The organism is Actinomadura geliboluensis (assembly GCF_005889745.1).
GTDB classification, from domain to species: Bacteria; Actinomycetota; Actinomycetes; order Streptosporangiales; family Streptosporangiaceae; genus Spirillospora; species Spirillospora geliboluensis.
In genome coordinates, this window is record NZ_VCKZ01000296.1 from 1 (window position 1) to 11,334 (window position 11,334).

Sequence of the window (11,334 nt, forward strand, 5' to 3'; positions counted from 1 at the left end):
GTGCCGGCGCCCGCCGGGGGGCGGGTGCTCATCGGGCCCCGGCGGGGGCAGTCGGTGAACGAAGATCCATCGCAGGTCAAGCCTGTCACAGTGCGGGCGGCGCACCGGTCTCCGGCCCGGAAACGCTCAGCAAGTTCTCTGCCGAGCGCCCGCCGGCGCCCGCCGCACCCGTCAGCGCTCGGCCGTGCCACCCTCGCCGTCGGTCTCCTTCGCGGCCTCCGCCGAGCCCGCGGCGACCTTCTCCTCGGCCTTGTCGGCGGCCTTCTCCTCCGCCTTCTCCGCCTGCTCGGCCTTCTCGGCCTTCTCGGCCTGCTCCGCCTTCTCGGCGGCGCGCTTGGCCTTGTGGGCGGCGGCGTCCACGACGCCCGCGGCCTCCTCGGCCGGGTCGGTGAGCGGCGGGTGCTGGCGGCGGCGGATGCCGAGGATGCTGACGAACAGCGAGGCGAAGATGGCCTGGAAGCTCATCACCAGCGCGGTCGCGGCGGGCACGACGATGCGCAGCGAGTGCCGCGGGTCGAGCTCGCCGAAGCTGTTGACCCGCCAGTGCAGCAGCGACGCGACGAGGCCGGCGAGACCGGCGACCGCGAGCAGCCCGCCGATCAGCAGGCCGCGCTCCAGGCTCCACCAGTCGATGATCTTCTGCACCCGGCGGTCGTGCGGGAGGAATCCCTCCTGCATCGCGTAGACCTTCGTGAGCAGCGCGAACAGCACCGCCTGGAAGCCGATCACCAGCGCGGCGGACGCGCCGACCAGCGTGTCGACGTCGAAGGCGATCTCCCCGACGGTCACCGGACCGGTCGACAGCGCGATCCCGGCGACGAGGCCGAGAGTCATGAAGACCAAACCGGGGATGAGGAACAACCAGCGGGGGCTGTAGAGGAGGAGGAAGCGCAGATGGCGCCATCCGTCACGCCAGGTGTTGAGGTGCGGGGCCCGGGTGCGGCCGTCGGGCGACAGCGTGGTCGGCACCTCGCGGATGTCGTAGCCCTGCAGGGTCGCCTTGACGACCATCTCGCTGGCGAACTCCATGCCGCCGGTCTGCAGGCCGAGCCGCATGATGGCGTCCTTCTCGAAGGCGCGCAGCCCGCAGTGGAAGTCGCCGATCTTGCTGCCGAAGAACAGCCGGCCGATGAAGCTCAGCACCGGGTTGCCGAGGTAGCGGTGCAGCGGCGGCATGGCGCCGTCGGCGATGCCGCCCTTGAACCGGTTGCCCATGACGAGGTCGGCGCCGTCGCGCAGCTCGTCCAGGAACGGGCCGAGGGTGGTGAAGTCGTAGGAGTCGTCGGCGTCGCCCATCGCGACGTACTTGCCGCGCGCGGCCCGGATCCCGCCCATGAGGGCGTTGCCGTAGCCCTTGTCGATCACCGGCACGACGCGGGCGCCGGCGTCCCTGGCGAGCTGCTGGCTGCCGTCCGTGCTGCCGTTGTCGGCGATGACCACCTCGCCGTCGATGCCCTTGTCCTCGAAGAAGCCGATGGTCTTGCGGACGCAGGTCTCGACCGTTTCGGCCTCGTTCAGACATGGCATCACTACGGAGAGTTCCACGCGATCTCCTTCGTTACCCCTGGTGACCGTCTGCGGTGTTTTCCACTAATCTCAGTTGTTCCGCGGGGCGGCCCGTCGTCGTTCATGATGCCTGCCGAGGACGGGTAATGATGGCCGCTCTCGTCAAGAGCACCCGTATCGTGTTGCGCACTTGCAACCGAAAGACCCTCTCCGCCACGGTCGCGGGCGGCAGGCTAGGACGTCAAGCATACGGGCACGGCGGCCCGGAAAGGGTGGGTCTGCTGTGACGCGCGCCGTGGAACGCAGTGTCGGCGGAGAGAGCAGTGCCACCGGACCGGGGGCCGGACAGCGAAGGGGAGGTGCGGCAGTGGCGGGGGAAGCGCCGCGGGGCACCGCGCTGGAGACAGGGCTTGACACCGCGTCCGATGCCGCCGGGGACGGCGATGCGGAGGCGTCCGCCGAGGTCGGAGCGGTCGCCGAGGCCGGTGACACCGCCGCCGGGACGAACGGGAAGACCGCCGGGAAGAGCGCCGCCGGGGCCGACACGCCCGGCGGCGCGAGCACCTCGGGAAATTCTGGCAAAGCCATTGCGGACGCCCCCGAATCCCCCACTGGAGCAGGCCGGAAGAAGGGCCGCGCCGCCGCCGGAAAAAAGACCGGAGATGCACCGCCGATTGACGGAACCTCCGGAGACGCACCGCTTTCGGGTGGTAAGCGACGCGCGCGCGGGCTGTGGGCGCTGGCGCGCCGGCATCCGGCATTCAGTGTGATCATTGCCACAGCGGCACTGCTCCGGCTCATCGCGATGCTCGGCTACCAGCCGGTCATGTACTTCAACGACAGCTTCGACTACCTGCACGTCGCGACCGACCCGTATCCGCATCCGCTGCGCCCCGACGGCTACGCCTTCCTGCTCTGGATCCTCAAGCCGCTGCACAGCTTCGCGCTCATCGCCGGGCTCCAGCACCTGATGGGCCTGGGCATGGGCGTGATGATCTACGCGCTGCTGCGGCGCCGGTTCGGGCTGCCCGGCTGGGGCGCGGCGCTCGCCGCCGCGCCGGTCCTGCTGGACGCCTACCAGCTCCAGCTGGAGCACCTCGTCCTGTCGGACACGCTGTTCACCTTCCTGGTCGTGAGCGCGGTCACGCTGCTGCTGTGGCGGGACCGCCCGTCCTGGAAGATCGCCGCGGCGGTCGGGCTGATCGTCGGGATGGCGTGGCTGACCCGCTCGGTCGGCATGCCGGTGCTGCTCGGCGTGCTGGTCTTCCTGCTGATCCGGCGGGCCGGCTGGAAGCCGATCGCCGTCACCCTCGCCGCGTGCATGCTGCCCGTGGTCGCCTACATGGGCTGGTACAAGGTCGACGGCGGCAAGTTCGCGATCACCGAGAGCAACGGGATCTTCCTGTACGCGCGGGTCTACAAGTTCGCCGACTGCCACCAGATGAAGGACCTGCCGGTCCGCGAGTACCCGCTGTGCACCGAGCCCGCGAACCGGCTGCCCAACTCCCAGGACGGCATCTGGAACGCGCAGTCCCCGCTCAACCGCTACACCGGCACCCGGTTCAGCCCCGAGAACAACGCGCTCGGCAACGACTTCGCCAAGCGGGCGATCATCGCGCAGCCCGGCGACTACCTGCAGGTCGTCGCGCACGACTTCTTCCGCGTCTTCCGGTGGGACCGGACGGTCTTCCCCGACCCGGCCACCTACTCGCAGTACGAGTTCGAGAAGACCAGCCGCCCGCTGCCGGACTGGCACATGCCGGGCGGCGGCGTCGCCTCCCAGGAGGCCAAGGCGTACGAGCGCGGCAACGCCCGGACGCAGGTGGTGGAGCCGTTCGCCGGCATCGCCCGCGGCTACCAGGACGTCTTCTACCTGCGCGGGACGATGCTGGGCGGCGTGCTGCTGCTCGGCCTGGCCGGGCTGGTCCCGCTGTGGCGGCGGTTCGGCGGCGCGGCGCTGCTGCCGTGGACGCTCGCGACCGGGCTGCTGCTCGCTCCGGCCGCGACCGCCGAGTTCGACTACCGGTACGTGCTGCCCGCCGTCCCGCTGGCGGCGCTGGCCGCCGGGGCGGCGTTCGCGCCCGACGTCCGCACGACGGTCGCCGGGTGGGGGCGCCGGCTGCGGCGCGGGCCCGCCGCGGCGGCCGCGCCGGCGGCGGACGCGCCGGAGATCGAGACCAAGGTCCCCGAGGTCGCCGCGAAGTGACCCGCGCCCGGGCGCCCCGCGCCCGGGTGACGGCCGGGATCGGCTACCAGGCGTGCATGCGGCGCAGGTGGAAGACCATCGCCACGTCGCTGCCCGCGCGGGTCTGCGGGAGCTCGCCCTCCTTGCCGCGCATCGCCGACAGCGCCTTGACGTTCTGGCTGCCGCACTTCGGGCAGGTGCGGTCCGTCCAGGGCGTCGTGCAGGGCTGCCCGCCGCGCTCGTAGATGACGGCCTCGTTGCCGTGCCCGTCGCCCGCGTGGCGGACCTCGAACTCCTCGTTCCAGGTCGTCGTGCAGTTGAGGCACTCCAAGACCCATACTTCGTGGCTCGTCCATGTGTCCAGCACGGCACTCACCCCCTCGGAGACCGTCTCGGGCGCGTCCCGCTGACCGCGTCCCAGTTCCATGGTGGCCCCGACGTGCCCATAGTGCGCCCGCCGTGCGGCCACCGATAGGGGTTATTCCCAGAAAGAACCGGTTCGACCGGTCTGATGCCGCGCCTACGCCCTGGACTTCACAACGGCGTCGTAGACCACGCGCTTCGGGGCGCCGTTCTCCTTCGCGACCTCCGCGATCGCCTGCTTGCGGGGCGTCCCGGCCTCCTCACGGGCGGCGACGGCCGCGGCCAGCTCGGCCGGTTCGCGCAGCCCGGACGGCTCCGGCGCGCCCCCGACCACCAGCGTGATCTCGCCGAGCACCCCGCCGGCGGCCCAGCCGGCCAGCTCGCCGAGCGTCCCGCGCCGGACCTCCTCGTAGGTCTTGGTCAGCTCGCGGCAGACCGCGGCGGGACGGTCGGCGCCGAACGACTCGGCCATCGCGCCGAGCGTGTCGGCCAGCCGGCGGGGGGACTCGAAGAAGACCATCGTGCGGGGCTCGTCGGCCAGGGCGCCGAACCGGCGGGCCCGCTCGCCCGGCTTGCGGGGCGGGAAGCCCTCGAAGCAGAACCGGTCGGTGGGCAGCCCCGACACCGCCAGCGCGGTCGTGACGGCGGACGGCCCGGGCAGCACCGAGACCGGCACCTGCGCGGCGACGGCCGCGCGCACCAGCCGGTAGCCGGGGTCGGACACCCCCGGCATGCCCGCGTCGGTGATCACCAGCACGTCCCGCCCGGCCAGCAGCTCCTCGACCAGGCTCTCGGCCCGCGCCCGCTCGTTCAGGTCGTTGTAGGACACGACGCGGCCGGCGGTCTGCACCCCGAGGTCGGCCACCAGCCGGCGCAGCCGCCGGGTGTCCTCGGCCGCGATCACCGGCGCGGCCGCGAGCGCCGCGCGCAGCCGCGCGGACGCGTCCTCGGCCCGCCCAATGGGCGCCGCCGCCAGCAGCAAGGTCCCGGTCACGCGGATCATTGTCCCACCCGGCCGCGCCCCCGGCGCGCACGGCGGGGCCCGGCGCGGACGCCCGGCCGTGCCGCCGGGTCCGCCCGGAGGGGCCGTGCGGGGCGGGGCCGCCCGTACGATGACGGGATGGCGACGACGGATACGGCCCCCGCTCCTGCCACCGCGTCCGGGCGCCGGACGTCCCCGCTGCGGGACTGGCTCGCGCCCGCGATCCCGGGCAGCGCGCTGCTGTCCTGGCTGGGCCCGCTGCTGGTGACGGCGCTCGCCGGGTTCCTGCGGTTCGACGGGCTGGGCTCGCCGAAGGCGGTGGTCTTCGACGAGACGTACTACGCCAAGGACGCGCTCGCCCTGCTGAAGTTCGGCTGGGAGCACAACACCGTCGAGAACGCCGACAAGATGCTGATCGCCGACCCGGACGCGCACATCTGGGCGAACGGGCCGGCGTTCGTCGCCCATCCGCCGTTCGGCAAGTGGATGATCGCCATCGGCGAGTGGATGTTCGGCGCGACGCCGTTCGGCTGGCGGTTCATGCCCGCGCTGGTCGGGACGCTGTCGGTGCTGATCCTGTGCCGGGTCGCCCGCCGGATGACGGGGTCGACGCTGCTCGGCTGCGCCGCCGGGCTGCTGCTCGCGCTGGACGGGCTCGCGTTCGTGACCAGCCGGGCCGCGCTGCTGGACGTCTTCGTGATGTTCTGGGTCCTCGCCGGGTTCGCGTGCCTGGTGAACGACCGGGACCGGTCCCGCCGCGCCCTGGCCGACCGGATCGGCCGCGGCGAGATCTCGGTGTACGGCCCGTTCCTCGCGCACGGATGGCGGTGGGCCGCCGGGATCTGCCTCGGCCTGGCCTGCGCCACCAAGTGGACGGGCGTCTTCTACGTCGCCGCGTTCGGGCTGATGGTCGTCCTGTGGGACTACGGCGCCCGCCGCGCGGCCGGGGTGCGCGCCCCGTTCACCGGGACGCTGCTGCTGGAGGCCGTCCCCGCGTTCGTGCAGCTCGTCGTGGTGGGCCTGGTGACCTACCTGGCGACCTGGTCGGGGTGGATCTTCAAGCCGGGCGGCTGGGGCCGCGGCGACGCGTCCGGAAGCGTGCTGTGGCGGCCGTTCGAGGCGATGCCGAAGCTGTGGGACTACCACTCGCAGATCCTCGGCTTCCACACGGGGCTGCACGCCAAGCACCCGTACCAGTCGTGGCCCTGGGACTGGCCGATCCTGCGCCGCCCGGTCGCGTTCTTCTACACCGAGCCGAAGGGCGGGTGCGGCGCGGCGCGCTGCTCGCGGGAGATCCTCGGGATCGGCACGCCCGCGCTGTGGTGGGGCGCGCTGGTCGCGCTGGTCGTCGTCGCGTTCCTCTGGCTGATCCTGCGGGACTGGCGGGCGGGCGCGATCCTGCTGGGCTTCCTCGCGGGCTGGGCGACCTGGTTCCCGTCGGCGTTCGCGGACCGGACGATGTTCCTGTTCTACGCGACGCCGCTGATCCCGTTCATGGTGCTGGCGGTGGTGCTGGTGCTCGGCTACCTGATCGGCCCGGCGCCGGCCTGGGCGGCGGGCGCGCACGCGGCCCGTCCCTGGGAGTCCGGCGGCTCCGTGCCCGCCGTCCCCGCCGGGCCGTACGGAGACGACGCCTACGAGGACGGCGCCTACGGGGAGAGCGGGGCGTACGCGCCCGTCCCGGCCCAGGGGCCGGGGGTGCGGCGGCTGGTCGGCGCCGCCGCCGCGGGGGCGTTCCTGCTGGTGGTGCTGGCTAACTTCGCGTACTTCCACCCGATCCTGTCGGCGCAGACCCTCCCGTACGACGACTGGCACGAGCGGATCTGGTTCCAGTCCTGGGTGTGACCCCCGGCCCGCCGGGGTCCCCAATCTCGCGAGGCAGTACGGCTAGGCGGTGACGGCGGCGCTGCGGCCGGGGCGCAGGGTCCGGCCGCCGACCAGGAAGAGGGCCAGCGCGAGCGCGCCGCCCACGCCGGCGCCCGCGAAGGCGCCGGGGACGCCCGCCGCGTCCTGCCCGACGCCGGCGACGAACGAGCCGAGCGATCCGCCCGCGCCGATCGCGGCGACGACCCAGGCGAACGCCTCGGTGACGGTCCCGGCGGGCGCGAGCCGGTCGACGAGCGCGAAGCTGCACGCCAGCACGGGGGCGAGGGAGACGCCGGACACGAACGCCAGCACCGACATGACCGGCAGGGACGGCGCGAGGACGAGCGGGACGTACCCGGCGGCGAGCGCGGCGAGCAGCCAGCGCAGCCGGCGGTGCGGCTCGCCCGGCCACGGCCGGGCGCCGTAGCCGATCCCGCCGGCGAGGGCGCCGCCCGCCATGCACGCCAGCAGCAGCCCGGACGCGATGTCGCTGCCCTGCTCCTCGGCGTAGGCGACGACGGCGACGGCGTAGACGCCGAGCGCGATCCCGGCGAAGCCGAGCGAGAGCAGCAGCACCCGCAGGCCCGGGGAGCGCAGCGGCCCGGCCCAGTCGGCGGCGCGCGGCGCGCTGCGCCACCGGCGGGACGGCCCGGACAGCGCGACGACCAGCGTCCCGGCGATGCCGAGCGCGCCGGTGAGCACCAGCGCGGCCTCGGTGTTCAGCGCCGCCGCCGCGACGACGAGCAGCGGCCCGACGGTGAAGAGGATCTCCTGGGCGGCGGCGTCGAGCGCGTAGGCGGCGTCGACCTGCTCCTGGCCGTCCAGGACGTCCGGCCAGAGGGCGCGCAGCCCGGCCTCCAGCGGCGGGGTGGCGAACCCGGCGAGGACGACGGCGGCGACGGCGACCGGCAGCGGGTGGGCGCCGACGAGGGCGAGGAGGACGAATCCGGCCGCGGCGGCGCAGGCGGCGGGGACCAGCACGGGCGGCTGGCCGTAGCGGTCCATGACGCGGCCGAGGACGGGCTGGCCGGCGGCGGTGGCGAGGCCGAACAGCGCGGCGAGCGTCCCGGCGAGCGGGTAGCCGCCGTCGTCCGCGCGGACGTGCAGCACGACCGCGAGCATGCCCATCCCGTTGGGCAGCCGGCCGAGCAGGGTCCCGCCGAGCAGCCGCGCCGCGTACGGCCTCCGCAGGAAGACGACATAGCCGCGCATTCGATGGCCCCCGGAGATCCCCGTCGTACGTACTCTCGTCATACGTATTACTGAACCCGTCATACGTACCACTTCCGGGGCCCTCGGCTCTAGTCTGTTTTCGTCCCAATGTCCGCACAGGGAGGACCGGGTGCCGGCCATCAGCCGTCCCACCAGCAAAGACGTGGCCCAGGAGGCCGGGGTCTCGCAGTCCACGGTCTCGCTCGTGCTGGGCGGCAAGTGGAGCGGGCGCGTCTCCCCCGCCACCGCGCGCAGCGTCCGGGACGCGGCCGAGCGGCTCGGCTACCGGCCGAACCAGGCGGCCCGGAACCTGCGGCTCGGCACCACCCGGACCGTCCTGCTGATGGTCCCGACCCTGACCGCGCCGTTCTTCGGCCCCGTCTACACGGGTGCGGCGCGGGTCGCCGCCCGGCACGGCTTCGGCGTGGTGGTGTCGACGTGGCCGGACGACGCGGAGGGCCCGGCGGACAGCCCGTTCGGGTCGGAGGAGGCGATCGACGGGGTGCTCGCGTCCTCGATGGCGGTGGACGCCCTCGGCCGGTTCGGCGAGACGCCCGCCGTCATGCTCGACAGCGGCCCCGACCCGCGGACCGGCGGCACCGTCCCCACGATCGACTTCGGCGTGGCGGACGGCATGCGCGCGATCGCCGGGCATCTCGCCGGCCTCGGCCACCGCCGGTTCGGGCACGTGGCCGCCGCCGTCGACCAGTGGACGTTCCGCGCGCGCGCCGCCGCCCTGGCCGCCGTCGTCACGGGCCTCCCGGGCGGCGCCCTGCTGCGGGAGGAGTGCGCGATCGACGTCGCGTCCGCGAAGGACGCCGCGCTGCGGCTGCTGTCGGCCGCCGACCCGCCGACCGTGCTCGTCTGCGACGACGACCTGATCGCCGCGGGCGCCTACAAGGCGGCGCGGGCACTCGGGCTGGACGTCCCGTCCGAGCTGTCGGTCACCGGGTTCGACGACGTGCTGCTGGCGACCGCGCTGGAGCCGGAGCTGACGACCGTGCGGCTGCCCGCCGAGGAGCTGGGCGCGCAGGGCATGGCCGCGCTGCTCGACCTGCTCGCGGGCCGCCGCCCCGCCGCCCGGGTGCTGCCGGGCGATCTCGTCGTGCGCGCGTCGACGGCCCCGCCCCGGGCCGGGTCGCGCGCGAAGGAGGTGTGAGCCGTGGGATCCCATCCGTCCGAGACCGACGTCGAGGGGCATCCGGAGAACCGGATCGGCGGCGCGCCGCCGCGGACGCGGGCGTGGCGCGGCGGCGAGCTCGTGGCGGAGGGCTTCCCCGTCGGGGAGGCGAGCGAGTACCTGGCCCGCCCGGACGTCGTCGTGTGGCTCGACCTGTGCGCGCCGCGCCACGAGGACCTGCGCGTCATCAGCGACGAGCTCGGCCTCGACCACGTCGCCGTGGAGGACGCCGTCTCCCGGCACGAGCGCGCGAAGCTCGACCGGTACCGGGGCTACGCGTTCCTGAACGTCTACGTCCCGTACGTCGCCGGCGGGCACCTGACGCTGCACGAGCTGTCGGCGTTCGTCGCCCAGCGCGCCCTGGTCACCGTCCGGCAGGACCCCGATCTCGACGTCGACGCGCTCATCGCGCGGTGGGACGCGAGCCCGGACGCCGGCCTCGCCGAGCCGACCGCCGCGTTCCTGCTCTACGGGATGCTGGACCTCGTCGTCGACCTGCAGCTGGCCGCCGTGCAGGCGCTCGACGAGGAGGCCGACGCGGTCGAGGACCTGGTGTTCGCCGACGCGTTCCCGGTCAAGGAGATCCAGCGGCGCAGCTACGCGCTGCGCAAGAACCTCGCCGCGCTGCGGCGGATCGCGCTGCCGATGCGGGAGGTGCTGAACACGCTGCTGCGCCGCGACCTGCCGATCGTCCCGCCGCCGCTGGTCCCCTACTTCCAGGACGTCTACGACCACACGCTGCGCGTCGGCGAGTGGACCGACGGCCTGCGCGACCTGGTCGCCGACCTGCTCGACACCCGGCTGGCGCTGCAGAGCAACCGGATGAACGAGGTGATGAAGAAGGTCACCAGCTGGGCGGCGATCATCGCGGTGCCGACGGCCGTCACCGGGTTCTACGGGATGAACGTCCCCTATCCGGGCTTCTCGCAGCACGCGGGGTTCATCGCCAGCACCGCCGTGATCGTGGTCTGCAGCCTCATCCTCTACACGGTCTTCAAGCTCCGGGACTGGCTGTGACACCGGACAGGCGGCCAGGTCAGGCCGCATCCATATGACGGCCGATATCGCTTGCCGACCCATATCAATATTGGACACCGGCTTCGCGCCTCTGGTCTGCTCACCGGCATGACGAAACACGCTCCCGTCTTCCGGGCGGTCGCCGCCGCCGTCCTCGCCGTGTCCGCCGCCGCCGGCTGCGGCGCGGACGCGGACCCGGCCGTCAAGAGCGCGGCACCGCAGAGCAACGCGTCCCGGACCGCCTCGCAGACCGCCGTGCAGACCGCCGCGACGCAGGCGGAGGTGACGAAGCAGCTGACCCGCCTTGAGACGACCCGCCGCACGCGCATCGGCGCGTACGCGATCGACACCGGCAGCGGGCGGGCCGTGGGGCACCGGGCGGACGAGACGTTCCCGTTCGCGTCCACGTTCAAGGCGATGGCGTGCGGCGCCGTCCTGCGCAAGGCCCGGCAGAGCGCCCCGGGCCTGCTCGACAAGGTGATCCGCTACACGAAGGACGACCTGCAGGAGTTCTCGCCGGTCACCGAGAAGCACGTGGACACCGGGATGACGGTCGCGGAGCTGTGCCACGCGACGATCACCCAGAGCGACAACACCGCCGGCAACCTCGTGCTGAAGGAGATCGGCGGGCCCGCCGGCCTCACCGCCTTCCTCCGCTCCCTCGGCGACACGGTCAGCCGCAGCGACCGCATCGAGCCCGGCCTGAACGACTGGAAGCCGGGCGAGAAGCGCGACACGACGGCGCCGCGCCCCTGGGCGAACGACCTGCGCGCGCTCACCGTGGGCGACGCGCTCGTCCCCGCCGAGCGCGCGCGGCTGATCGACTGGCTGAAGGCGACGGTCACCGGGGACAAGCGGATCCGCGCCGGGCTGCCCAAGAGCTGGACGGTCGGCGACAAGACCGGCACCGGCGGCACCTACGGCAGCGCCAACGACATCGCGATCGCCTACCCGAAGCCCGGCGGCGCCCCGCTGATCATCGTGGTCACCACGACCCGGAAGGGCGCGGAGGCCGACGCGGAC

Annotated in this window: 9 protein-coding genes; 5 read left to right on the plus strand and 4 right to left on the minus strand. The window is 73.6% G+C overall.

The window, feature by feature from the left end; translation table 11 throughout:
* Nucleotides 1-171: 171 nt before the first annotated feature.
* Nucleotides 172-1,545, minus strand: a complete 1,374-nt coding sequence (locus tag ETD96_RS31410) for a glycosyltransferase (RefSeq protein WP_240808361.1) — start codon at nt 1,543-1,545, stop codon at nt 172-174.
* Between the two features lie 727 nt (nt 1,546-2,272).
* On the opposite strand from ETD96_RS31410, the gene ETD96_RS31415 reads away from it, so the two are divergent.
* On the plus strand, nt 2,273-3,712 hold the full coding sequence (locus ETD96_RS31415) for a hypothetical protein (protein ID WP_240808362.1): 1,440 nt from the start codon (nt 2,273-2,275) through the stop codon (nt 3,710-3,712).
* A gap of 43 nt (nt 3,713-3,755) precedes the next feature.
* Here the strand turns inward: ETD96_RS31415 and ETD96_RS31420 are convergent, their stop codons facing one another.
* Both ETD96_RS31420 and rsmI read right to left on the minus strand, forming a co-directional pair.
* Entirely contained in the window at nt 3,756-4,160 is a 405-nt protein-coding gene (locus ETD96_RS31420) for a hypothetical protein (protein WP_138640111.1), read from the minus strand.
* Between the two features lie 51 nt (nt 4,161-4,211).
* Nucleotides 4,212-5,057: a 16S rRNA (cytidine(1402)-2'-O)-methyltransferase gene (gene rsmI / locus ETD96_RS31425; protein ID WP_138640112.1), complete on the minus strand. Its 846-nt coding sequence runs from the start codon at nt 5,055-5,057 to the stop codon at nt 4,212-4,214.
* A 117-nt stretch (nt 5,058-5,174) separates the two neighbouring features.
* On the opposite strand from rsmI, the gene ETD96_RS31430 reads away from it, so the two are divergent.
* On the plus strand, nt 5,175-6,881 hold the full coding sequence (locus ETD96_RS31430; protein WP_138640113.1) for a dolichyl-phosphate-mannose--protein mannosyltransferase: 1,707 nt from the start codon (nt 5,175-5,177) through the stop codon (nt 6,879-6,881).
* 42 nt (nt 6,882-6,923) lie between these two features.
* Here ETD96_RS31430 and ETD96_RS31435 read toward each other — a convergent pair whose 3' ends face one another.
* Nucleotides 6,924-8,156: an MFS transporter gene (locus ETD96_RS31435; protein WP_240808363.1), complete on the minus strand. Its 1,233-nt coding sequence runs from the start codon at nt 8,154-8,156 to the stop codon at nt 6,924-6,926.
* An 88-nt stretch (nt 8,157-8,244) separates the two neighbouring features.
* Between ETD96_RS31435 and ETD96_RS31440 the strand changes: the two genes are divergently transcribed.
* From ETD96_RS31440 to bla, 3 genes are all read left to right on the plus strand, one after another.
* On the plus strand, nt 8,245-9,273 hold the full coding sequence (locus ETD96_RS31440; RefSeq protein WP_138640114.1) for a LacI family DNA-binding transcriptional regulator: 1,029 nt from the start codon (nt 8,245-8,247) through the stop codon (nt 9,271-9,273).
* A 3-nt stretch (nt 9,274-9,276) separates the two neighbouring features.
* Nucleotides 9,277-10,311: a magnesium transporter CorA family protein gene (locus ETD96_RS31445; protein WP_205719539.1), complete on the plus strand. Its 1,035-nt coding sequence runs from the start codon at nt 9,277-9,279 to the stop codon at nt 10,309-10,311.
* A gap of 108 nt (nt 10,312-10,419) precedes the next feature.
* On the plus strand, nt 10,420-11,334 hold a 915-nt coding region (gene bla, locus ETD96_RS31450; RefSeq protein ID WP_138640115.1), incomplete at its 3' end, for a class A beta-lactamase.